This is a genomic window from Elusimicrobiaceae bacterium, from assembly GCA_017520185.1.
GTDB lineage: Bacteria > Elusimicrobiota > Elusimicrobia > Elusimicrobiales > Elusimicrobiaceae > Avelusimicrobium.
The window spans coordinates 1-23,788 of record JAFXGO010000024.1; the positions used below are offsets into that span (position 1 = coordinate 1).

Annotated in this window: 28 protein-coding genes and 1 tRNA gene; 11 read left to right on the plus strand and 18 right to left on the minus strand. The window is 41.3% G+C overall.

All coding sequences use genetic code 11. The features are described from left to right. Nucleotides 1–516 (minus strand): alanine--tRNA ligase (locus tag IKL48_03330; protein ID MBR3603702.1); only part of this gene is annotated, 516 nt, incomplete at its 3' end. A gap of 97 nt (nt 517–613) precedes the next feature. Between IKL48_03330 and IKL48_03335 the strand changes: the two genes are divergently transcribed. From IKL48_03335 to IKL48_03345, 3 genes are read left to right on the plus strand one after another with little or no spacing between them, the layout of a single operon-like run. Beyond that, a complete protein-coding gene (locus IKL48_03335) occupies nt 614–967 on the plus strand; it encodes a hypothetical protein (GenBank protein ID MBR3603703.1) in 354 nt (117 codons plus the stop codon). Next, complete coding sequence (locus tag IKL48_03340; protein ID MBR3603704.1) at nt 964–1,845, plus strand: diacylglycerol kinase family lipid kinase; 882 nt, start codon at nt 964–966, stop codon at nt 1,843–1,845. Before IKL48_03335 ends, IKL48_03340 begins: the two co-directional genes overlap by 4 nt. 1 nt (nt 1,846) lies before the next feature. Beyond that, nucleotides 1,847–2,338, plus strand: coding sequence for a thermonuclease family protein (locus tag IKL48_03345; protein MBR3603705.1), 492 nt, complete (start codon nt 1,847–1,849; stop codon nt 2,336–2,338). Between the two features lie 6 nt (nt 2,339–2,344). Here the strand turns inward: IKL48_03345 and IKL48_03350 are convergent, their stop codons facing one another. From IKL48_03350 to infC, 6 genes are all read right to left on the minus strand, one after another. Further along, entirely contained in the window at nt 2,345–3,571 is a 1,227-nt protein-coding gene (locus IKL48_03350) for a MiaB/RimO family radical SAM methylthiotransferase (GenBank protein MBR3603706.1), read from the minus strand. After that, entirely contained in the window at nt 3,568–4,245 is a 678-nt protein-coding gene (locus IKL48_03355) for a hypothetical protein (protein ID MBR3603707.1), read from the minus strand. Before IKL48_03355 ends, IKL48_03350 begins: the two co-directional genes overlap by 4 nt. Continuing rightward, the gene (locus IKL48_03360) at nt 4,242–4,940 is read right to left on the minus strand and encodes a 16S rRNA (uracil(1498)-N(3))-methyltransferase (protein MBR3603708.1); all 699 of its coding nucleotides are present in this window, start codon (nt 4,938–4,940) and stop codon (nt 4,242–4,244) included. The genes IKL48_03355 and IKL48_03360 overlap by 4 nt, the downstream gene beginning before the upstream one ends. A gap of 125 nt (nt 4,941–5,065) precedes the next feature. Beyond that, nucleotides 5,066–5,419: a 50S ribosomal protein L20 gene (rplT, locus tag IKL48_03365; GenBank protein ID MBR3603709.1), complete on the minus strand. Its 354-nt coding sequence runs from the start codon at nt 5,417–5,419 to the stop codon at nt 5,066–5,068. Between the two features lie 13 nt (nt 5,420–5,432). After that, nucleotides 5,433–5,639 carry a 50S ribosomal protein L35 gene (gene rpmI / locus IKL48_03370; protein ID MBR3603710.1) on the minus strand — a complete coding sequence of 69 codons (207 nt, stop codon included), beginning with the start codon at nt 5,637–5,639 and terminating at the stop codon, nt 5,433–5,435. 94 nt (nt 5,640–5,733) lie between these two features. Further along, a complete protein-coding gene (gene infC / locus IKL48_03375; GenBank protein MBR3603711.1) occupies nt 5,734–6,273 on the minus strand; it encodes a translation initiation factor IF-3 in 540 nt (179 codons plus the stop codon). Between the two features lie 231 nt (nt 6,274–6,504). On the opposite strand from infC, the gene nusB reads away from it, so the two are divergent. After that, entirely contained in the window at nt 6,505–6,915 is a 411-nt protein-coding gene (gene nusB, locus IKL48_03380) for a transcription antitermination factor NusB (GenBank protein MBR3603712.1), read from the plus strand. A 15-nt stretch (nt 6,916–6,930) separates the two neighbouring features. Next, nucleotides 6,931–8,916: an NAD-dependent DNA ligase LigA gene (ligA, locus tag IKL48_03385; protein MBR3603713.1), complete on the plus strand. Its 1,986-nt coding sequence runs from the start codon at nt 6,931–6,933 to the stop codon at nt 8,914–8,916. Nucleotides 8,917–8,979: 63 nt separating this feature from the next. Here the strand turns inward: ligA and IKL48_03390 are convergent, their stop codons facing one another. From IKL48_03390 to IKL48_03405, 4 genes are read right to left on the minus strand one after another with little or no spacing between them, the layout of a single operon-like run. Next, nucleotides 8,980–10,314 (minus strand): tetratricopeptide repeat protein, encoded by a 1,335-nt coding sequence (locus IKL48_03390; protein MBR3603714.1) that lies wholly within the window; start codon nt 10,312–10,314, stop codon nt 8,980–8,982. Continuing rightward, nucleotides 10,283–11,107: a squalene/phytoene synthase family protein gene (locus IKL48_03395; GenBank protein MBR3603715.1), complete on the minus strand. Its 825-nt coding sequence runs from the start codon at nt 11,105–11,107 to the stop codon at nt 10,283–10,285. Before IKL48_03395 ends, IKL48_03390 begins: the two co-directional genes overlap by 32 nt. Continuing rightward, nucleotides 11,104–11,943, minus strand: a complete 840-nt coding sequence (gene coaW / locus IKL48_03400) for a type II pantothenate kinase (protein MBR3603716.1) — start codon at nt 11,941–11,943, stop codon at nt 11,104–11,106. The genes IKL48_03395 and coaW overlap by 4 nt, the downstream gene beginning before the upstream one ends. Continuing rightward, nucleotides 11,943–13,979, minus strand: a complete 2,037-nt coding sequence (locus IKL48_03405) for a Zn-dependent oligopeptidase (protein MBR3603717.1) — start codon at nt 13,977–13,979, stop codon at nt 11,943–11,945. Before IKL48_03405 ends, coaW begins: the two co-directional genes overlap by 1 nt. Before the next feature lie 131 nt (nt 13,980–14,110). On the opposite strand from IKL48_03405, the gene IKL48_03410 reads away from it, so the two are divergent. Together IKL48_03410 and speB are read left to right on the plus strand one after the other, a co-directional pair. Continuing rightward, nucleotides 14,111–14,665: an arginine decarboxylase, pyruvoyl-dependent gene (locus tag IKL48_03410; protein ID MBR3603718.1), complete on the plus strand. Its 555-nt coding sequence runs from the start codon at nt 14,111–14,113 to the stop codon at nt 14,663–14,665. Nucleotides 14,666–14,684: 19 nt separating this feature from the next. Then, nucleotides 14,685–15,572, plus strand: coding sequence for an agmatinase (speB, locus tag IKL48_03415; protein ID MBR3603719.1), 888 nt, complete (start codon nt 14,685–14,687; stop codon nt 15,570–15,572). A gap of 60 nt (nt 15,573–15,632) precedes the next feature. Here the strand turns inward: speB and IKL48_03420 are convergent, their stop codons facing one another. From IKL48_03420 to IKL48_03440, 5 genes are all read right to left on the minus strand, one after another. Continuing rightward, entirely contained in the window at nt 15,633–16,325 is a 693-nt protein-coding gene (locus tag IKL48_03420) for a porin family protein (GenBank protein MBR3603720.1), read from the minus strand. Between the two features lie 237 nt (nt 16,326–16,562). After that, nucleotides 16,563–17,687 carry a hypothetical protein gene (locus IKL48_03425; protein ID MBR3603721.1) on the minus strand — a complete coding sequence of 375 codons (1,125 nt, stop codon included), beginning with the start codon at nt 17,685–17,687 and terminating at the stop codon, nt 16,563–16,565. Further along, the gene (gene serS / locus IKL48_03430) at nt 17,687–18,976 is read right to left on the minus strand and encodes a serine--tRNA ligase (protein MBR3603722.1); all 1,290 of its coding nucleotides are present in this window, start codon (nt 18,974–18,976) and stop codon (nt 17,687–17,689) included. The genes IKL48_03425 and serS overlap by 1 nt, the downstream gene beginning before the upstream one ends. Before the next feature lie 13 nt (nt 18,977–18,989). Further along, nucleotides 18,990–19,235: a hypothetical protein gene (locus tag IKL48_03435; GenBank protein ID MBR3603723.1), complete on the minus strand. Its 246-nt coding sequence runs from the start codon at nt 19,233–19,235 to the stop codon at nt 18,990–18,992. Next, nucleotides 19,235–19,912, minus strand: a complete 678-nt coding sequence (locus IKL48_03440; protein ID MBR3603724.1) for a hypothetical protein — start codon at nt 19,910–19,912, stop codon at nt 19,235–19,237. The genes IKL48_03435 and IKL48_03440 overlap by 1 nt, the downstream gene beginning before the upstream one ends. 63 nt (nt 19,913–19,975) lie before the next feature. On the opposite strand from IKL48_03440, the gene IKL48_03445 reads away from it, so the two are divergent. From IKL48_03445 to IKL48_03460, 4 genes are all read left to right on the plus strand, one after another. Beyond that, a complete protein-coding gene (locus tag IKL48_03445) occupies nt 19,976–20,572 on the plus strand; it encodes an HAD hydrolase family protein (protein ID MBR3603725.1) in 597 nt (198 codons plus the stop codon). Nucleotides 20,573–20,605: 33 nt separating this feature from the next. Continuing rightward, the gene (locus tag IKL48_03450) at nt 20,606–21,265 is read left to right on the plus strand and encodes a porin family protein (GenBank protein ID MBR3603726.1); all 660 of its coding nucleotides are present in this window, start codon (nt 20,606–20,608) and stop codon (nt 21,263–21,265) included. 312 nt (nt 21,266–21,577) lie between these two features. Continuing rightward, the gene (locus IKL48_03455) at nt 21,578–22,510 is read left to right on the plus strand and encodes a hypothetical protein (protein MBR3603727.1); all 933 of its coding nucleotides are present in this window, start codon (nt 21,578–21,580) and stop codon (nt 22,508–22,510) included. Between the two features lie 150 nt (nt 22,511–22,660). Then, entirely contained in the window at nt 22,661–22,876 is a 216-nt protein-coding gene (locus IKL48_03460) for a hypothetical protein (protein MBR3603728.1), read from the plus strand. 231 nt (nt 22,877–23,107) lie between these two features. Here the strand turns inward: IKL48_03460 and IKL48_03465 are convergent. Together IKL48_03465 and IKL48_03470 are read right to left on the minus strand one after the other, a co-directional pair. Continuing rightward, nucleotides 23,108–23,182, minus strand: a tRNA-Val gene (locus IKL48_03465). A 382-nt stretch (nt 23,183–23,564) separates the two neighbouring features. Beyond that, nucleotides 23,565–23,788 (minus strand): hypothetical protein (locus tag IKL48_03470; protein ID MBR3603729.1); only part of this gene is annotated, 224 nt, incomplete at its 5' end.

Below are 23,788 nucleotides of genomic sequence, written 5' to 3' on the forward strand. Positions count from 1 at the left end.
AATTTCAGAACAAGGACCGCAAGGACCGGTGGGGCCCATTGTCCAAAAGTTATCGGCTTCGCCCAATTCAAAAATGCGCTCTGCCGGCACATATTTAAGCCAAGCTTGATAGGCTTCTGCATCACGCGGAGCAATGCCGCCCTTGTAAATACTGACAGATAATTTTTCGGCAGGAATTTGCAAAACTTGCGTCAAATATTCCCATGCCCAAGCAATGGCTTCATTTTTAAAATAATCACCAAAAGAGAAATTACCCAACATTTCGAAAAAAGTTAAATGTCTTTCGGTAAAACCAACACTATCAATATCAGTAGTGCGCACACATTTTTGGCAGGTAGCGGCATTTTTTAATGATTTATCAATGCCTAAAAAGTTGGCCTTAAATTGCACCATGCCGGCAGAAGTAAAAAGTAAAGTCGGGTCCGAATGAGGAATCAAAGAGCTAGACGGTTTAACGGGTAAGCCTTTGGAATTAAAAAATTGCAAAAAACCATTTCTGATTTGGGTACTTTTCATAAAAAACCGGTCCTATAGGAGATATTGTATATACATATTATATCAAATCACCTATAGAGAGTTTTCGCAGAAATAGCGGAATTTATTATAATGAGGTATGCATAAAGTTATCGGATACTTTTTATTATTTGTGGGATTAGCCACCTTGTTTTTTTCTTTTACGGGCATGTATCAAACGTTCGTTCACAAAAAGCCCGTCGTTCAAGTAGTACAACTTAAGCCCTTGAATCTGAACACGCAATATGGCCCGGTACAGTTGGATTCCGCTGCCATCAATCAAATTTTAAATTTATCTTTGTTTGCGTTTTTTATGATTTTTTTGGCAGGGGTAGGCGCCAAAACCGCCGGCATCGGCAATCAACTACTTAAAACAGAACGCATTTGCGAAACACTCAAAGAAATGAGTTCGTCGGAAATTTCTCAAAAACAAAAAGATATTCAAAATCTATGAAGACTTTAATCATTATCAACCCCCTCAGTGGCGGTCAACATCGCCAACCGGCAGACTTGGAAAGAGCCGCTTTGGTCAATTTTCCACAAGCAGACGGTGTTTTTACCAAATATGCCGGCCATGCCACTGAATTGGCAGCAAAAGCCGTACAAGAGGGATATGAGTTAGTCATTGCGGCCGGAGGCGACGGCACTATCAATGAAACAGCCAAAGCACTCGTAGGCTCCCAAACCGCTTTGGGCATCGTGCCAAAAGGATCCGGAAACGGTCTGGCCCGAGAGTTGGGCATGCCGCTGATGTACGAACAAGCATGGGTGGCACTGCAAAAAGCAGAACCCGTAGCCTGTGATGTCGGAATAGCTAATGGGGAATATTTTTTTAACTTGGCAGGAGTAGGCATAGAAGCACAAATCGCCAAAGATTTCGCCGAAAACGGCAAAACGGGTAAACGTGGAAAATGGCCTTATTTCAAATTAGGCGCCAAAGCCGTTTTCTCTTACAAACCTAAAACTTTGCGCCTACGCTATAACGGTAAAGATGAAATTATTACTCCTTTGACTCTTGTATTTGCCAATGGTTCTCAATACGGGAGCAACTTTACCATAGCCCCACGTGCTGATTTAACCGATGGCCAACTGGATATGGTGGAAGTGTCCAATATCAGTAAATGGAAAATGGCACTTGCCGCACCCACTTTTTTTAATAAAAAGTTTCGTCCTTTTGATATCACAAACACTCAAAAAACTGCCGAAGTCATTATTAATTATGAAGGAGAAATTGTGTATCATTTGGACGGAGAACCGAAAACCACGCAAAACGAATTAAAAATTTCCGTTTTGCCGCGTTCTTTAAAACTAATGATTCCGCATAAATTTTAATATGGCTAAAAAAAGAAAAAAATATACTAAAAAACAAGTTAAATTCTGGGCTTCTGTCATTGTGGCGGTCATTGCTGCTTTTATGCAACAAAACGGAAAGCCGATTGATAATCAAACCGAGCTCCCTACTGCCGAAACATTACAAAATGTATCCATTGCTTCTGTATATGATGGAGATACTTTTAAAATCAATTTAAATTGCTCTTTGGCTATATATTGTGAGAAAGTACCCGTACGTGTATTGGGGGTAGATACACCAGAAATAAAGGGAAAAACGGAAAAAGAAAAACGCTTGGCTAAAGAAGCCAAAGCGTTTACTAAAAACTTTTTGGATAAAGGTCCTATTTCTTTAAGCAACTGTAGCCGAGACAAATACTTCCGCCTACTTTGTGACGTCACTAATGCACAAGGCCAAAATTTAGCCCAAGAACTTATTAAAAAGGATTTGGGTTATGAATATTGGGGCGGTAAAAAATCAGACCAATATCAGTAGTCCAGATTACAGAACTTCTCCGTAGCAGGCAGATTTTTCGCAACGGGTAATTTTAGCCCGTATCAGTCCTTTTGTGTCCGGCAAAGCATTTTCTAACCATACTTGCTGAAAATTAGATGTGACCCCTTTAACGGCAGAGCCGCTAAATTCTTCCACAAATACTTCTTGTTGCGTACCCACCAGAGAAGCAGCAAAATTGCTACGCAACTCTTGATCCAAAGCACGCAGTTTTTCAGCTCGTTTTTTAATCACTTCCGGTTTATGTTGCGGCCAAGCGGCAGCTTTGGTCAACGGACGCGGGGAATAACTAAACACATGCAATCCGCAGAGTTTTTGCTCAGAAATAAAGCGGTAAGTCGTTTCAAAATTTTCTTCTGTTTCCGTAGGAAAACCGGCAATCACATCAGCAAAAATAGCAATCCCTTTTACTTTGCTGCGCAAGAGAGCCACTTTTTGTGCATATTCGGCCGTATTATAATGGCGGTTCATAGCAGAAAGCACACTGTCGCAACCGCTTTGCAAAGGCAGGTGAAAATAATTGCAAAATCGGTCCGGCCGCTGTGCCATAACATCTATCACACCGTCTGAAACCGTTTGCAACTCAATGGATGAAAAACGCACCCGAAAACGCCCCTCAAGCCCGGCGATATCTCGGCATAATGCGGCCAAATCCTTGCCCGTTTGAGGGCAGGAAAAATTGCCGATGTTAATACCTGTCAGTACAATTTCTCCAAAGCCTTTTTGCACCAACCCCGCTATCTCTTTTAAGACATCGGTTGCAGGCTTGGAACGTTTCACATTGCGAGCAAAAGGCACAATACAATAAGAACAAAAGCAATCACAACCGTCTTGAATTTTGATAAAAGCGCGGCTATGGCCTTCGTGGCCGGACACCGTCCAACAAATGTCCTGCGCAGCAAAAAGTTTTTGACCTAAATCATACTTTCCGATAATTTCCACGTTCGGAAAAGTATGGCGGATATGCTCTTGATGGGCCGAAGCATAACAGCCCGTCAATATAATGCGCGCAGCAGGATTACGGCGGGAAATTTGGCGGATTAATTTTTCTACGTCTTTATCGGCTTGATGAGTGACTGTGCAGGTATTAAGCAGGCAAAGTTCGGCCTCCTCCATACCAGACAAAGCCCAACCGCGGGAGGCAAACTCCTCCAAAATAGCCTGGCTTTCCACTTGGTTGACACGGCAACCGAATGTTTTTAAGAATAATCTCATGAATAATTATGTACTTCCCAATTATGTGTCTTTCCTACCCATTTGGCAAACTCAAGAACCTGCGGGTAACCGAACGAAATTTCATGATTCCAAGTATAAGACCCTCTTTCTAACCTCCCACCGCCCGAATAAATACAGGAATTAGGGGCACTTCCCTTACGGCAAAAAGTCCAACTGCATTCTATATGGTCACAGAAAAATTCGGAGAACGTATAATATTCTGCGTCACATTTGGGATACCTTGCATCAGGGTTTTTTATTTTACAGTTCAAAACTTCTTCTACATCGGCAGGCAGGGCATATCTGGCTTCTTTGGTTAAAAATTTAATCACCTCATATTTATCTTGCACTTTCCAATCGGAGGCCATTCTTTCCACTTTTTCAAGTCCTGTAAGAAAAGCAGAAAAGACTTGTTTTTCTTCTTCCAAAGGCAGTATTGCTTCGCCGGAGGCTCGATACAAAGCCGCTTGGCGGGCACGTTCTTGTTCTCGCCGATTGTCCAGTATTTCTTTTACTAAAAGCGGAGAAAGAACAAAGAAAAACAAAACACCAAAAATAAAACCTATCAGAAACGTTTTAATAAGGAACTTCGGAGAAGCCGATTTTTTAGAAAGCAGATGCTTACAATCCCGAATAAAGGTTTTTACCCTTTTTTTGTATGTTTTGGTACTCATAACAATTTTGCACAGGCAGAAATGCAGGCCGTCTCCGCTCTTAAGATATGTGGCCCCAACGTAACGGGTAAAATGCCGTAATGCGCAGCCATCACCACTTCTTCATCCGTCCAACCGCCGGCAGGGCCGATATAGATGCGCACCTGTTTAGGGTTTTCCAGCTTTTCCAATCCCCACGCAAGAGTATGGGTTTCTTCGGCTTCGTAAGCCAGCAAAGAAGGTTGCTCCGGTTGAGCAGCGCATTTTTCAAAAGAAACAGGCGCATGCAAAACAGGCACTTCCCCGCGAGAGCATTGTTTGCAGGCTGACAAAATAATTTGATGCCAGCGGTCTTCTTTGCCGTCCCATTTTTTTAACAAATCATACTCACTACGAGTAGTATAAATCGGCTGAAAAGAGGTGACCCCCAACTGTGTGCATTTGTCTAACACATCTTCTAATGTATTACGAGAAGTGGGGGCAAAGCACAGCTCCACAGACAGGGCAGATTTTTTGATTTCAATAGGAGACAAAAGCGTACCGCGTACAAACTTTTTTTGCACGCGTGTAATACGGGCTTTAAACTGCTTGCCTTTACCGTCAAAGACCACTATTTCGTCCCCTTCGTTTCGGCGCGCAACGACGGTAAGATGATGAGCTTCCTCGTTTTCAATAAAAAATTCTTTTTCTTTAATATCTGCCAAATATTGGGGCATAACTTCTCCTATTTATTATATTATAGTAAATTCGGAAGAACGGAAGAGAAAGAAGAAGAAAACTTTTTATCCCATAAAAAAACACCCCGCTTGAAAAAGCGGGGTGTTAAATCACTTATTTTGGCTTAGGCTTGAGCCTGTTTGGCTACTTCAACTAATTGTTTGAAAGACACGGGGTCTTTGATAGCCATTTCAGACAACATTTTGCGGTTAAGCGTAATGTTGGCTTTAGCCAAACCGCTGATGAATTTGGAGTAGCTCATACCTTCTTCGCGCACGGCGGCGTTGATACGAGTGATCCAAAGTTGGCGGTAAGTATGTTTTTTGTCACGGCGGTCCACATAAGAGTGTACCCAAGATTTACCCAATTGTTGGGTAGCCATACGCAAGCGGCGGGATTTATCTCCGTAATAACCGCTGGCGGCTTTCAAGATTTTTTTCTTTCTGGCGTGTCTGGCAACGCTAAATTTAATTCTCATTTCGCTTCACCTCTTATTTGGCAACGGGCAGTGCTTTCTGCAAGATACGACCGTTCAAGGAGTTCTTTTCAATTACTCCGGTGGCTCTCATATCATGTTTACGAGAAGCAGAAACAGGCGTAAGCAAGTGTTTTCTGCCGGCTTTACGATGGGTATATTTACCCTTGGCGGTGACGCGGAAGCGTTTCTTGGCGCCGCTATGGTTTTTCATTTTAGGCATTGTTAGTCCTCTTTATTATTCTCACACCCGAAGGTGCGCCCTCCCCTACGCAAACCAATGCGCGGGCAGGTGTTTTATTTAACTTAAAAGAAAGTTAGGCTTTGGGCACAAAGGTCATGGACATACGGTTGCCTTGTTGTTGAAGGCCACCGTCCACGTTAGCGAGCGGTTCCAAGCGCTTGGCAGCATCTTGCAGAATCTGTTCGCCAATGTCTTTGTGCTGATTTTCGCGACCGTGAAACACGACCACAAAACGCACCTGATCTTTCTTTTTAAGAAATCCTTCAATTTGTCTGAGTTTGACGTCCAAGTCATGCGGAGCGATGCGGGATTTGATACGCAATTCCTTCATCGTCACTTTGCTTTGTTTTTTCTTGGCATCTTTGCTTTTTTTGCTCTGTTCAAAAACATACTTATTGTAATCAAGTATTTTACAAACAGGCGGTTGGGCGTTGGGTGAAATTTCCACTAAGTCCAACTCTTGCTCTCTAGCCAGTGCGATGGCCTCTGCCGTAGGCTTAATGCCCAACATAGTACCATCAGAGTCAATGACTCTCACTTCTGCCGCACGGATATTTCCATTGCGGGTATACAAATCTTTTTTAAATGTTCTTTTATTATCGAATCTGGCCATTATATTTTCTTTGCAAAAAAAATCGTCCTTTCCGGGACACTCTTATTATACTAAGTTAAGCAAAATACTGTCAATTTACCTTGTATGGATATGATTCACATAATCTTTCCCTTTTTATATTTTATCATTTTAGATTCTTTTCTGAGAAATTTTAAATTTATCTAACACAGCACAGGCCCAAATATAGTAGAATAAATAAATATTAGACGTAAGACGAGGTACAGGGAAACTATGAGCAACCGAAGAATGGCCAGAGAATGTGCTTTGCAGTGTCTTTATTTTGCCGACAGTGCTAAAATTCTGTCCGGCAAGCAAGTGGCTCCATACGCGGCGGATTTTGAGCGCGAATTGGGAGACAATTTTACTTTCTGTAAAGACTTGGTGGACGGAACCACCCAAAATTTGCCTCAAATTGATGTGCTCGTTTCCAAATATGCTAAGAATTGGACCATCGGTCGCATGTCTGTAGTGGACCGCTCTATTTTGCGCATGGCCGCTTACGAAATTGTTTTCAGTACAGAAAAAACCCCTGTGCCGGCTATCATCGATGAGGCCATCGAATTGGCTAAAAAATATTCTACCGACAATTCCGGCAAGTTCATTAACGGACTTTTGGACCAACTCAAAAGAGAACGTAAATAAAGAGGGGTGTTTGCCATGCCCGTTTCTCCCGCCGAAGAAATAGCCAAACTTCGTAAGATTATTGAATTTCACAATCATCGTTATTATGATTTGGACGATCCTGTATTGTCAGATACCCAATATGATGAGTTGTACCAAAAATTAAAAGAGTTAGAATCTCGCTTTCCTCAGTTTATTACCCCAGATTCTCCCACACAAAAAATCGGCGGAAAAGCCAATGCAACCTTTGCTCCTGTGGTACATGGAGTACCTATGATGAGTCTGGATAATTCTTATAATACTGCCGATGTACGTGCTTGGCATGAACGCTGCGCAAAAACTCTTTCTGCGCATCATTTTGAAATGGTGGTGGAGGCCAAAATAGATGGGGTCTCCTGCTCTTTAACCTATACCAACGGCATTCTTACTACGGCGGCCAGCCGCGGCGACGGCCACACCGGAGAAGATATTACGGCCAATATTCTCACGATTGCTGATATTCCGCACCGCCTCATAAATGCTCCTGCCGGCATTTTAGAAGTACGCGGAGAGATTTATTTAGAAAAAAAAGATTTAGCAAATTTAAACGAAAGACAAGCTGCCAACAAGCAAACCATTTTTGCCAATACACGAAATGCAGCTGCGGGGTCTTTGCGGCAAAAAGACTCTCGCATTACTGCGCAACGTCCTTTAAAATTTTTCGTCCATTCGTTTGGTAAATCAATGCTTTCTGTAGATTCTTTTAGTCAATTTATGGATCTTTGCCAAAAGTGGGGATTTGCCGTTTCTCCTTCTCGTTTAGTGACTTACTCTTTAGAGGATATTTTGTCTTTTTATCAGCATTTTGATCAACAAAGGCACTCTTTGCCCTTTGATACAGACGGTTTGGTGATCAAAGTAAACAACTTTAATCAGCAGCAGATCTTAGGCTCCACCGCCAAAAGCCCTCGTTGGGCCATCGCTTTTAAATATCCGGCGGAACAAGCTACTACCCTTGTAAAAAATGTTATTTTTTCCGTAGGTCGTTCCGGTATCATTACGCCTGTTGCCCAAGTAGAACCGGTTTCTTGTGCCGGTGTGGTCATATCAAATGCCACTTTACACAACTTTGACGAAATCAACCGTTTAGGTTTGCGTATTGGCGATAAAATTATTTTAGAACGCGCCGGAGAGGTCATTCCAAAAATCATTAAAGTGGTAGAACATTTGGGAAATCAAGAGATCCTGCCCCCCACGCAATGCCCCGCTTGCGGACGATCCGTTTATAAAGCAGAAAAAGAAGTGGGATATTATTGTATAAATCCCTCTTGTCCGGCTCAAATTAAGGCTCGCATTTTGCATTACGCCAGCAGAGGAGCAATGGATATTGAAGGTATGGGAGAGGCAGTGGTAGAGGAGTTGGTAGACAGAGAGTTTGTCACCAATTTTCCTGATTTATACAATTTAAGTTTTCTTCATTTGCTCTCTTTAGAAAACTTCAAAGAAAAAAAATCACAAAACTTATTAGATCAATTGGAAGAAAGTAAAAAAAGGCCTCTTTCTCGTTTATTATTTGGATTCGGGATTCCCTTTGTTGGCTCAAAAACAGCGGAAATGCTGGCAGACCACTTTCATACATTGGATCATTTAATGAACGCCTCGTTAGAGGATTTGCAAGCCATTGCGGACGTAGGAGAAGTGGTATCCCAAAGTGTATACGACTTTTTCCATGATCCAAGCGTAAAAGAACAAATAGAACAACTACGCCAGATTGGCATTAATTTTATACAACCGGAAAAGAAGGTTTCCTCCCGCATTTTAGAAGGAAAAACAATTGTTTTTACCGGAGAAATAGAAGGGGTCAAAAGGTCTGAAGCGGAATTGTTAGCCCGTCAACACGGAGCCAAAACCAGCGGAAGTGTATCGGCAAAAACGTCTTTTGTAGTGGCGGCAGAATCTGCCGGAAGCAAACTTAAAAAAGCCCAAGAATTAGGAGTACCTATTTTAACACCGGAAGAATTTTTTAAAATGATTGCCTCTTAAAATTTATTCCTTCCATCAAAAAACCCTAGCCTTAGGCTAGGGTTTTTGTTAAACCTTACCAAACTACATCAAATCGCCATCGTATTGGCTGCAAACCTTTTGATTAATAGAGTACATCATCTGCACTAAATTATTCTCCGGCACTTGAATGCTCGGATCACGACGAGCGCGAGAACTAGCCACAAAGTGCCAAGGCACTTTCTTGCGGTCATTATCGATATCGGCAGAAATAACAAAATATCTTTTTTCTATATTAGTGACCGGTAAAACATAAAGCCCCATTTTATTAATCAAGGTTGTTTCAGAACAATTCGTCTGTCTTTTAATCATCGCAAGTTCGGGGCGAGAAATTTCGGTATACCCTTTTTCATTTAATTCTTTTACTTTTCTAGAAATTTTTTCCAAAAAGGTTTTGGAAGGCGGCACAGACTCGTTAGGCAAGAGATAGGCTTTCTTACCGTTCAACGCAGCATGATACACCAAAAAACCGCTATCGGTTAAAGTGCTGTCTTCCTTAAAGATTTTTTGTCCTTTCATATCGCGCAAATCAAACACATCTTGCACACGTACATTTAATTTTTGAAAAACGGATACGGCATCTTGGCCGATTTGTTTACGCAACGCATTATATCCGTTCAATGTTAAAACTTCACGTGCAAAATCCGTTCCTTTAAAAAGGGTCACCACATAATCTGCAGGTATTTGCGGATATTTATTTTTTAAATAAGAGACTCCTTCCTGCTGTTCAGCCGAGTGAATTTTGGCAAACAATTCTTTGTCTTGCTCAGACAATTGCATTTGCTCCGGCGCAACGGCATGCCTTTGTTTCATGGCTTCTAATATTTGTTCATCAGAAAAATAAATCGGTTCCAAAGCCCTTAAATGTTTAAGCGCAATAATATTTAAAGGTTCTACCGCCAGCGCCACTTCATAAATTTGGGCAGCGGTTTTTTTGTCCCCTTGAGATTCAATAATTGTTCCTTTTCCCACCAAAGAGTTTACATTGGCTTCATTATATTTTAAAGAATGATTATAATAAGCCAATGCTTCTGGATACTTACCCTGTTTGTAAGCAATATCCCCTAACATAGAATATGTGTAGGAGAGGTACGGACAAGAACGCGTCATATACTTCAAAGCAGTCAAAAAAGCATTTTTGGCAACATCTAGTTGATTTTCTTTTAACTCTACGGCTGCCAAACTCAGCAAGGCATCTGTGTTTTTGGGATCTAAAGAAACACAATGTGTAAAAGTCTGCCGCGCAGAAACATTATCTCCGGCAGCAAACTCTTTTTTTCCCTTCTCCAAACAAGTAGACAAATTAATCTCTGCCCAACTTGATGCGGAAAGAAAAGAAAAAAGAAAACTAATCAATAAAATTGGTTTTAAATAGTGCATATATACAGTTTAGCAATTTTTCTAATTTTGTCAGTTTAATAGTATTTGTAAAACAAAAATCTATTTCTTCTATTTTAGCAAGATTTTTCCTATACACAAAACCCATAATACGACAGGGCAACATTTGCCGATATGGCTGAGTCTGCATCGTTTGCCACGCAAGACGATAATACTCTTTTGACTTTTCCGCCAATTCTTTTAATACAGGGGCTAATTGCGGTCCGTTTACCCCCTCTAATACTTTTTGCTGACACAAGCCATATTTTCCCAACAAATCTTCCGGCAAATAGACCCTTTTTAAACTTACGTCATCATACACATCACGCACAATATTGGTGATTTGTACGGCAAAGCCAAGCTGCTGGGCCAACTGCTCTGCAAGGGGACCTTTGACATGTAAAATATCAAGCGTAGCCAATCCGACAATGCCGGCCACTCTCCACAAATACCATGTTAATTCTTCAAAAGTTGAATATGTCTTACCTTGTAAATCGGCCCTCATTCCTTCTATCAGAAGCAGAAAGCGGTCCGCCGGCATTTGAAAATCCTTAACAATCCGGGCGATATCCCGTCCCAAATCCGTAGTGGCCTTTCCAGCAAAAGTACGCTCTATTTCTTCTTGCCAAAAATTTAATTCCTCTATCGGATTTTCCACATTTGGCTCATCTGCAATATCATCCATTAATCGGCAAAAAGCATAATACACTGCCAAAGCACTGCGTTGCTTTTTGTTTAAAAACAAAAAGGCCGGGCCAAAGCTGGATTTTTTATAAGAGGAAATATCTGCCTTCATTTTTTCTTTCCGTTCCGATAAATATAAGACAAAGCCGCCCCCGTAGCGGTGGCATAAATGGAATGGGTCGGAATAATAAATTTAATGTTATACAAACGTTCTACCTGCTTAAACAAGGTCTTGGCGCAAGGTACCGTACTCAAGGTGCCCGTCAAAACAACATCTTTTATATTATCGTTTTTGCAAGCAAAGACCGCCAACATACCAATCGTTTGGAAAACCATATTCAGCACTCCGCGTGCCAAATCCTCACTGGAAAAACCGTCCGCCATTTTGCCAAAGTTAGAAGCCGTCACATCCGGAGATAAAGTGGAGATTTCCCCGCTGCTGATGTCTGCGATATTTAAATCTACTTTGTTTAAATCTCCTTGACTAGCCATCTCTACAACCGTATCAAAGGAACGAGCATTACATAATTGACCGCACAAACCAATAACCGTTCCTCCTCCTACACCGGAACCGCCGATATGACGGATTCCGTCCTTATCGGCCCGTACAAAAGCAGTTCCCGTTCCCATACTGACAATAATAGCCTCTTTTTTCTTAGACAAAGCCAAACCACCCAAACCGATGGCTTGAAATTCATCTACATGGCGGGCAGGAATGCCATAAATTTCATTTTTAAATAAAGAGGCCCCCACGCCGGTCAATACGATTTGTTTTACTTGGCTTAAAGAGAGGTTTTTTTCATTAACAAATTTTCCAAGCGCACCATAGGCAGAAGTCAACGGATCAGCCGCTTCCACCTGCAAACGCCCTATAAGTTTTCCATCGTCAGAATATCCCACAATTTTGGTAGTAGATCCGCCTACGTCAATTCCGATAATTACATTCATTATTTTTCCTCCAAGCCGATAGAACGCAAGAAAGGCCCTATTTCCTCTTTACGGCCCAAGAAATTTTTAACCATTTCCGCTTCGTCCAAAGTACCACCTTTTTCCAGCACTTCTTGGCGCAATTTCATGCCAAGTTGCTGATTAAAAATGCCTTGTTTTTCAAACTCGCTGAAGAAATCTTCTGCAATCACTTCAGACCACAAATACCCATAATATCCGGCATCATAACCACCCATAATATGACCGAAAGATGCCTGCGGAATGGTATTTTTGGTTAAGGGCAAATTACGGATTTTCTTGGTCAAACTAAAATAGGTTTTAGTGGTGTCCGGAGTTTTCTTTTTGGTATGCAAAGTCATATCATATTGAGCAAAAAAGTTCTGGCGCAAATAAGACCCGCCCGCTCCAAAATTTTTAGCAGCAAGCATTCTTTCGATCAAATCTTGAGGTAAGGATTCCCCCGTTTTATAATGCTTACTGATTTTCTTGAGTACTTGCGGATTCCAAGCCCAACGCTCTAATAATTGGCTGGGGGTTTCTACAAAGTCCCAACTTACGCTGGTGCCGGCTTGAGCACCATAACGCGCTTTGGTCAAAGCATTATGCAACACATGACCGAACTCATGGAACAAAGTGGTCACTTCACCATGTTTTAACAGAGACGGAGTATCAGCGGACGGTTTGTTCATATTGGCCACAATGGCGACAAAAGGAATTTGATAAGAGCCATCTTCATTCTCTTGTCCACCCACCAAATCAAAACAAGCGGCATGTTTAAATTTTCCTTCACGCGGATATAAGTCCATGTAAAAATAAGCCACTAAGGAACCGTCTTTTTGATTGAGTATTTTAAATGCTTTTACGTCTTCGTGCCAAACAGGGATATTGACCGGCTCAAAGGAAATACCGAACAAATGACCGAACAAATCCAACATTCCCTCAATTACTACATCGGAAGGAAAATATTCTTTGATTTTTTCCGGATCTAAATCTAAGTGTTCTTTTTTGTATTGAGTTGCCCAATAACCGCTTTCATACGGATATAAAGTACGGCTTTTACTGCCTTGCTTTTGGTTTTTGTAAGCGATTAAATTTTTATCTTCCGTTTTAGCCATTGGTTTTAATCTTTTTTCTAAATCTTTTAAAAACCCAAACACATTGTCCGGATTTTTAGCCATACGATTTTCCAACTTTAATTGGGCATGATTTTTATAACCTAACAACTGTGCAATCTGTTGGCGCAAAGATAATGTTTTTTCCAACAGTTCCACATTTTCCTGTCCACCTCGTCGGTTGTATTTATACTCCAACTCTTTGCGCGCTTGCGTGTTGGCGGAATTGAGCATAAAAGGCACATAATCGGGATAATCTAAGGTGACACGATATTTGCCGTCTTCGGTTTTTTGCAATTTGGAGATATAATCCTCTCCCAATCCTTGCAGTTGTTCTTGTGTCACATCTAAATGGTCTTTATATTCTTGTACGTTTTTATCAAATTGAATAATATATTGCGCTTTTTCTTTATTTAACTTTTTAAAAGTTTCCAAATCTTCATCACTCAAATCCATACCGCTATTTTTAAAACCGATCATCATATCCTTGAGCAGCAAGGCTTGGTCCGGCTCTAATTGCGGGTTAGTGTCGGCATAGGCTTTAATGGCGCGGTAAATATCGCGGCGTGTAGCCACATCCACCATATATTGACTCATTTGCATCTGCAGGGCAAGAGCCGCATCGCGGAAGTTTTTATCCGTAGATACATAAGATAAAAATCCGCTCATGCCCAACGCATCACCATAATGTTCAAAAGCACGCTCATAGCCCATGATGGTATTTTCAAAAGTACGCTTCTCATCTGCAATAGCCACCAAATCGGCCAATTCTTTTTCCAACTGCTCTCGGGCCTTTGCTTCTGTAGGGATCAAATCTTCGGCCTTATAATCAAAATGCAAAACACCATTACGGAACATATTTTCCATACCATTCACTCCCGCCGCTAGGGCTATCATTACACAAAGTAATAAAGTTTTTTTCATATTTTCTCTTTAATTTGTTAAACTAATTAAACCGGCTGAGGTACAATCGCCGCTATATAATTACAACATAATAATTTCTTATTTTGTTATAATTTATATTATATTTAATTCACAAGGAATTAAGAGAAAAAATGTACGAACCGTTTGTACCCAAAGAAATATTCCTGACCAAAGGAATCGGCAGACACAAAGAAAAACTCGCAAGCTTTGAAGAAGCATTGCGCGATGCAAAGATTGCTCCGTTCAACATTGTGCCTGTTTCCAGCATTTTCCCCCCGGGATGCAAAATCATTCCCGTATCTAAAGGGGTCAAGCAATTGCGTACCGGACAAGTGTTGCACTGTGTAATCAGCCGCAATACCAGCAACGAGTACCGCCGTATGATTGCTGCTTCCGTCGGTGTGGCCATTCCCAAAGACGGCAAACACAACCACGGTTATCTGTCTGAGCACCACAGCTTCGGTGAAACCGACAAACAAGCCGGTGACTATGCTGAAGATTTGGCCGCTATGATGCTTTCTACTACCTTAGGCATTGACTTTGATAATGATACCACGTGGGACCAGAAAGAAGAAATCTGGAAAATGAGCGGAAAAATCGTTCGCACCACCAACATCACCCAATCTGCCGTTTGTGCAGAAGGTGTGTGGACCACGGTGATCGCTGCCGCTGTGTTTGTAAAATAACAATCACTCAGGATTTGTTGTGAGCGATAACGTACAAACTGATAAGTTTATGGGGCTAGAGAGCAAAAACAGCTCTCTAGCCCGTTGTAAATTCGCCGTCGTGCCCGTACCGTTTGAAAAAACGGTTTGTTATGGTCACGGTACGGCCAAAGGCCCTGCCGCTATTATCGAAGCCTCTACCCAAATTGAGTTATGGGACGAAGAAACCAAAACCGAAACTTGGCAGGAAGGCATCGCCACCTTGCCGGCTATTAATTGTGCCGGTTCTACCAATAAAGCCTTTAAAGAAATGGACAAAACTGTACGCAACATCATGCAGTACAAACAATGTGTTCCTTTTTATATCGGTGGTGAACATACGGTCACGCAGGCCTTAGCCCAACCTTACATTGAAACTCATAAAAATTTGAGCATTTTACACTTTGATGCTCATGCCGATTTGCGTGAAACCTTTGAAGGAACGCCCAAAAGCCATGCTTGCGCTTTGTTTCCGGCCTCTCGCCAAGTGCCCGTAGTACAAGTGGGTATCCGTAGCGTAGCCAGCGAAGAAAAGCAATATATCAATGAAGGAAACGTGACAACGTTTTTAATGCACGAACATCGTGATATCAACAAATTGATTCCGCAAGTGCTTAAAAAATTAACGGATACGGTTTACATTACCATTGATGTAGACGGTTTTGATCCGTCCGTTATTCCTGCTACCGGCACGCCGCAGCCCGGCGGATTTATGTGGTATGAAGCGTTGGACTTGTTCCGCGCGGTCATTGAAAAGAAAAATATTGTGGCCGTTGACGTGGTAGAAGCCTGCCAACGCAAAGCCGACCCGATTACGGAGTTTAACACCGCCAAGCTCATTTACCGCATGATGGGTTATTTAACCGTAAAAGGACAAAAGAAAAAATAATTTTTCTCTAACAAAAAACCCCCGCTATTAAGCGGGGGTTTTATTTTAATATCTTTTCTCTTAGAAATAGAACCGAGCCGTTAAAGCACCGCTCAAACCACTGCGGTCAGAGAGTACCCATCCGTCTTTTTTCACTTTAGCACCAATATTATATTTAGCTTCCAACCCTAAGGCAAAAAGTTCGCTAAATCTATATTCAGCACCGGCTACGACATGGGGAAATATTTTACTATCACTTAAAGATTCAGAATCTTTCGTTTCGGAAATATCAATACCACCCAGAGTTTCCACTTCTTCTTCATAATCATAACTCAATTTGCTGCGAACAAAGGTGACACCGGCCCCTGCATAAAAACTCCAATTTTTTATACCATTGTCTCTTTTGTAATAAACGGTCACAGGAATGGCATAGGTTTCTTCTTTGAGAGAAGCTTCTTCTTCGGTCACATAAGAACCGCTGATTGTTTTAGCAGATTTTTCTGCTTTATTTTCGCCAAAACCTTCATATCCCAAGCGAACACCTATTTTATCAGCTTCGCTATTTAAATCCCACTCATACAATGCTTCCAATCCGGCAAAAACTTCTTCTTCTTCCAAAGAATTTTGGGGAGCGGTAATGGCAGAATCAAAATTCTTAATGCTTTTGGGGTCATTTTCGCCAACACCTACTTTCAGCCCCAAACCCCAATTGTTTGCAAAAACAGCGGGGGAAAAGAATAACACGCCTAATATGGCTACGAATAATTTTCTCATTTACTTATCTCCTTTTTTAATTAGACATCACCAAAGTATAACATATTTTTTTGAGAAATTTATTAATTATTAAGAATTTTTCTTAATAATTAGTTGTTAAAAAATGACATAAAAAAGCGCAAAGAAAAATTCTTTGCGCTTTTATCAGAAAACAAAATAAGATTTACACACTCGGAGGTAAAGGCCCTGTTTCCTTGCCGGTGGCAGCTTGCCAAGGAGTTTTTAGACCTTCTTTGGCTATTTCATCAAACCCCCATTTATCATTAAAAGAAAGAACTTTTTGATATTGTTTAACAGCTTTTTCGCGCTCGCCCAATACGTCATACACTTGCCCCAAGCGGTACTCATTCCATATTCCCAACGGCTGGGCTCTTGATTAGCCAATGCTTTCTGCATTTCTTCAAAAGCGGATTTCGCCTTTTGCCACATACCTTTAGCCATATAAGAGGTGCCGATGGCCGTATACGCGCGAGAAATATAAATTTCTTTATAAAATTTATCACTGCCGATTAAGGATAAGAATTCTTTTCCCCCTGCCAAAACTTCGTCGTAATGCCCCGTCTCAAACAAACAAATAATTTCCACATAATGCATCAGAGGATTTTTAGGAAATTTGGCACGGATTTGGCGAATATATTCCAACGACTTTTCCGGCGCATAATATTTGGTATTGCGACGGTTGTTTTGCACATCAATCAAAATCAGTTTTGCACTATTATCGGTGAAAGTGGCTTTTTCACGCGCCAAATTAAGATACGCCACTCCTTTGTTCGGGTCGCCTTTAATAGCCACGATTTTAGCCAAAATTTTAATCACACTCGGCAAGGTGCCCGCATAATATTGATAAATCCCAAGCCCAAAAAAAGCATCATAATACGTTGGGTCTAACTCTAAAGCTTTTTCCAAATTTTTAATAGCCTTTCTACCGGAGAAATAGGAAGTAATCCAACTGCGGTTGCGCATGGCAAACATGGCTCTAAGACCGTACAATGCGCCAATACCCATAAACGCATTCGGATCCTTGGGATTATCTTTAAGCCAAAGTTTAATACCACTAATGGAATCATCTAAGGTTTTTTCAAATATCTTTCTTTGTTTATCATCGCTGGTTTCAAACTCATACTCATAACGCGCCCAAGCAATCATTGCATTGCCAAAGTGTCCGAACGGATGATTAGGATACAAAGAAAAAACCTGTGCAATACTATTGTTGGCCGTCTCAAAATCCAGGCTATACACACCCTCAATGCCTACAGTGACAGGCCCTATAATATCTTCAGGCAATTTAATTTCCGCACGCACGGGAGAAACAAGGCTCGCCGCAAAAAATGCGGCGAGCAAAAAAGCAAAAAACTTCTTCATTATTTCTTAGCCTCTATTTTATCTTTACCAAAATAAGGACGTAAGGCTTGCGGAATAATTACAGAGCCGTCGGCTTGTTGGAAGTTTTCCAAAATAGCGGCGAAGGTACGACCTACGGCCAAACCGCTGCCGTTCAAGGTATGCACATATTCCAATTTGCCTTGAGCATTTTTATAGCGAAGGCCCATGCGACGAGCTTGGAAATCCAAACAGTTAGAGCAGGAAGAAATCTCGCGGAAACGGTTTTCGCTAGGCATCCAGACTTCAATATCATAAGTTTTGGCGGAAGAAAATCCGATATCGCCGGAGCACAATTCCACCACGCGGTAAGGAATGCCCAATTCTTTTAATACGTCTTGTGCATCAGATACCATCACTTCCAACATATTGAAGGATTCTTCCGGTTTAGAAAGCATCACCAACTCTACTTTATTAAATTGGTGATTACGGATTAAACCACGCGTATCTTTACCATAGGTACCGGATTCTTTGCGGAAACAAGGTGTATAGGCGGTCAGTTTAATAGGAAATTCGCTTTCAGCAATCGTGCGTGCGCGATTTAAGTTGGTCAACGGAATTTCGGCCGTAGAGATTAAGAATTGTTTTGGCTCACCTGTAAGTTCATACATGTCTTCGCGGAATTTGGGCAACTGACCGGTACCGTATAAAATTTCTTCGTTCACGATAACAGGAGGTAAAATTTCGGTATAACCTTTGCGGGCGTGCAAATCAAGCATAAAAGAGATAATAGCACGCTCCAAACGGGCACCGTCACCTTTATACAAGGCAAAGCGGCTGCCGGATAGAGTAGCGGCGGCGGCAAAATCCAAAATGCCCAAATTTTCACCTACGGATTGATGGTCTAAAGGAGTAAAATCGAATTTAGGAAGTTCCGCCGTACAGGCAATATATTCCGGATTATCAGCATCGCTTGTTCCTACAGGAATGCCTTCATACGGCATATTAGGAATGCTTAACAACAAATCGTCAATTTTCTTTTTGAGCCGATCCAATACTGCTTCTTTTTGCGCCATTTCTTCTTTTAATTGTCCCACTTGAGCCATCGCTTCTTTGGCAGCTTCGTCTCCCTGCTCTTTTTTAATTTGACCGATTTGTTTAGACAGGCTATTACGTTTGGCGCGCAATTCTTCTACTGCTGTCAAGATTTTTTTATAAGATTCATATTCCGCCAATACCTCATCAATTTGAGCGGCTAATGCCGGTTTGCGCAAAGACAAGCGGCGTTTGGTTTCCTGCGGATTTGCAATAATTTGTTTAATATCCAACATACATATACCTCTTTTATTCTTCTAAATTTACCATATATGGTTGCGGAAAGAAGTGGCGGTACGGCTTAATCGTTTTGGTGGCATACTCTAAAGCATACATACTTAACAGACGGCTGCTTACCGGAGCAACGGAACTTTGGCTTAAAATCAACGTGACCGTTAAAACCAAAAAAACAATCGTCAAAACTTTTACCACGAAAAAAAATCCATTCAAAGCCAAAGAAGACAATTTCTTTTGTTGTTCCGTCACAGCTCTCATTATTTCCCCCGAAGTTTGGAAAGTTCTTTTGTAAAACTCTTTACCAAACTGCGCGCAATATAATCAGCTGCGTCTAAAGCGCTGGAACTTTCTTCATCTAAAGAACCTATCCACACAATTTCCGCCGTTTCAACATCTACCAACTTGGCAATAATGCCCACTTGAGCATTAATAGTATATTCGGCAGGCCTTACATCAGAACTATGGGAGTATTGTGTGCCGACTTGCTGAGTATAAGCGGCGTAGCTACCATCTGCCAACTGCATAACGTTTTGGCGATACACCGGGCGAGACTCTGTGCGACGGCTGGACACCATAGTCAGTTCTGTACGAGTGGGAGTATAAGAAGTCACTTCTCCTATCAAAAGCACATCTACACCTAAAATTTCGCCAATTTTACGGGTTGTGGCAGGAGATAAATAACCGGAAACAGAAATATTATGTTCGTGTAATACCTGCTCTAATTGGGCACGCTCCACCACTTTAAAGCCAGACTGAATCAAATATTTAGCAAACAAATTCTCCACCCCACTCAGCCCATTATAAGGAGAAGCAAACCCCATAATGCCGATGCGATTCATCTGGTTAAAATCATAACTCTGGCTAATTACCGTCTTAGGAGTACAGCCGGAGAAGACAAATAAAAAAGCCACTAAAAAAAACAAAAGTTTTTTCATACTCTCATTATATAATTTTTATACCTGCCAAAACCCCGTAAAACGAAATGATATAATTTAATTATGAACGAATTGTTTATTCAAAAGGCCAAAAATCTTAAACTTTTACTCACCGATATAGACGGTGTGATGACTGATAGCAAACTCTGTTGGTACACTGACCCAAGCGGACAACGCATAGAAATCAAGAACTTTGAGTCTTTAGATGGTATGGGCATGATATTTTTGCATTCGTGCGGGGTGCGTACCGGCATTATTTCACGCGGAAATGCCCCTGTTCTGGCTGATTGGGCAAGACTGCTGGGAATGGATATTTTATATTACCATGCCATGAACAAACCCCAAGCGCTATTAGATGCTTGTCAACGATTTGGTGTTTCTGTACAAGAGACGGCTTTTATCGGCGATGATATTATTGATTTGGGAGTCATGAAAACCGTAGGTCTTCCTTTAACGGTGGCCAATGGTGTGCAAGAAGTAAAAGATGTATCTCTTTATATTTCTTCCAAACGGGGCGGAGAAGGTGCCGTACGAGAGATTTGCGAACAAATCTTAAAAGCGCGCGGCCAATGGGAAAAAATAGTGGATGAAGTGGCCTCCGGTCATTTTCAAGATCCGCGTCCGGAATTAATCATTGTCAAACCTGAAACAAAAAATTAGAATATAAAGGTAGTTTTACTAATAAGGAGAATTATGAAAAAACTAATCATTTTAGCGGCTCTCTTGTGTGCTCCAGCTTTATATGCGGCTGAACGCTATACTTGCTGCGATTACGAAGAAACCCCGCAGTATGGTTTATACACCAACACAACCCGCGTAGAGTTTTTTGGCGGAGTGGCTTTGCCCGATGGTGAATGGGACGAAAACAACCAAACGTTAGAAATTGCAGATACCGGTTTTTCCGCCGGAGTAGCTTTTGTACGCAATATTTTGCCATGGTTCACTTTAGGATTAGACGGCAATTATACCGGTTTTTCTAAAGGAGAAGACATCACCCTCACGTCCGGAGATACGGTAAACTATCGCTCCGGCGTAGGTACGGGCTTAGTGGCAGGACGTGTGTATCTGTTCCCCAAATCCATGACCCGTCTATACGGTACGGCCGGTATCGGTGCAGGCTATATGTACGCCAGAGAGAAAAACCTCGCCACTGATAAAAAAGAAAATTACGACAGCACCGATGTAGCTTGGATGTTAGGTGCCGGTTTGGAATTTGACATTGATGAAACAGTCGTTTTCGGTGCCGAAGGCCGCTACAATTGGGTCGGTCTGCGCAGCGATATGAAAGACCATTTCGGTCATGATAACTTCCAATACTGGACCATCATGCTCAAACTGGGTGTAAAGTTTTAAAATGCAAATTTGAAATTGCAGCACATCAAAAAGCCGCCTTTTCGGGCGGCTTTTTACATATTGTCAGGCATAAAAAAACACCCTCTCGGGTGTATTGCTATAACATAAAAGTATTTTTAAAAACTTTTTAAGTCTGGATAGATAACTGTGTACTGTAAAAGGCCGGAGGCCGAGGTACCCGACCGAAATGCGAGAGCGAAGCGGTAAGTCATGAGGGAGGCCATCTGCCACAAGCATAAAGCTTGTAATGAACTTCACATAATGTAGTAAAATGGGAGCAGATAGTACATTGATAAAGGAAGTGATCAAACTATGAAACGTAATGTCCTTTTATTATTGTCGCTATTTTGTGCCTCGTGTGTATCTGTATTTACTCAAACTTTTACACCAGATACCAGTTTAGTAATAGACCCCACGCCGCAAGAGGCGAGTGCCTTTTATGATAAAACGAGACCGCCCTTTTTGGCTGTTTATCAAAAAGGTAAGAAAACGCTTGTATTGTTAGCCGCTTCACACGGGCCGCAATCTTTACCCGCTGTACAATATGCTTTTGAGGAATATACCCCGAACGTGGCCTTGATTGAGAGAGAGCCGGGGTTCCATTTTGGTAATTGCAACGAACATGAAGACGCTTATACGGCTGCTTTGAGTGGAAAAAATAATATCCCACTTGTGCGCACGGACGCTGATTTAGAAACCCAATGGAAGTATGCTAAAAAGCACGGATTTTCATATGACGACTTCCAAATGTTTTGGATAATCCGCAACGCGTATGGTTTTGCTAAATACGAGGGAAAACAAACCAATGCCGCACAAGAAATAAGAGATTATAAACGCACTGTGCATAATCCAGTGTGGGGAGAATTATTTACTGAAGAACGATTACTTGCTTATTTCAATAAACACTATCACAAGGATTTTAATACCACGGATTTTATTTCGTTCTATATGGACTTAATGGAAGTATCTCCCAAAGAGTGGGTACGTGAAACTCCGTTTTATAAAATTATGCACGGACAACCTGATGTACGTAGTGTGTTTATGTTGGAAAATATAGCTGCTGCACTTAATGAGTATCAGGTCGTATTTAGTGAAATGGGTGCGGTACACTTTATTGATATTCACAAGGCACTTGAAAAGATGCTAGGCAAACCCCACTATATTACAGCAGACCAACTTCCAACCCAACAGATATGGAAGGATTGCACGTTAGACGGATTGCAAGAGAAAGTATTAGTACCATAATATAAATTATAACTCTACAGAAAAGGACACGCCCTTTGCAAAAATGTAAGGGGCCTTTGTTTTGTGTCGGGTCATATCCCAGCTGTACGCAAACGATCGTTTTGTTTGCGTACAGCACGGAGCCGAACTCCAAACCAGCGGGAAAGTCCTATGATTTTGCTTGCCTATTTTTCGCCTTTCCCGCGCCAATTTGCTTGTTTCGTCGAGACGATTTTGCCAAATTGCCAATCAAAACTGTCCAAACGCTCTGTTTGTATTGCAAAAGTCATTGCCAAAATATTGACAATAAAACTACAAAAACCCGCAAAGAAGCGCAAAAAAACGGCTCTTTTAACGCTTGGGTCAAAAAAGCCAAAAAATATATAAAAACAAGAAATCCTCGTCGATAAACGAGGATTATAAATGGTGCCCAGTATAGAGTTTGCCTTCCGGTCATTTTGTTGACCCAAAATGCCTGCAGGCCGGACTCGCGGTTTTTGCCTTTCGGGGCTTGCCCCTCAAACAAAAACATCGCTCCGTCTTTCAAATCCTAACGCGCATAAAGCAGTTTATGCGCTTACTGGGCATAAAAAAACACCCTCTCGGGTGTTTTTAAAATGGTGCCCAGTATAGGATTTGAACCTATGACCTTTCCCATGTCAAGGGAACGCGCTACCCCTGCGCCAACTGGGCCAAACCGATAATAATTATATATCTATTATACAAAATAACCTCACTAATAGCAATTTTCTCGTCGGAGAGGTGCTTTTAAAGGCCCTGCTATAATTTTAAATTTTAACGCTTTGTTTTTTGTGGTTTATGACCTCAATATTAACCATTATTAACCGAAATTAACCAATTTTGGGCCATATTTGGGCAAAGGTTGTGCAGTGATTTTACCAATACAATTTTAGTAAATTTAAACAAAAATGGGCCAAATTTTTTATTTTCAGCCCAAATAAGCGGTTTTAAAGCACTTCATAATTTAAATTTAAAAGACTTTAACATAGGAGGCAGAGCCAAAATGGAAGATAATACATCAAAACAAGAGCCTAAAGTCCGTTGGACTAAGTTATTAAAACCCATTTTTAAGACTAAGGCCAATAGAACCAAGACCCGTTGGACTATTTTGTTGAAATAGAGCAGCTTTTATCCCTGTAGCACTAATCCCCGATTGGTAATAGCACCAATTGGGGGTTTTTGCTATCAAAACAGAACACTTAATTTTCTTTTTGTAAAATATGAGTAAATAAACACCTATACTACCTACACGGAGCAAAAATGACCAAGCAAAAAGTA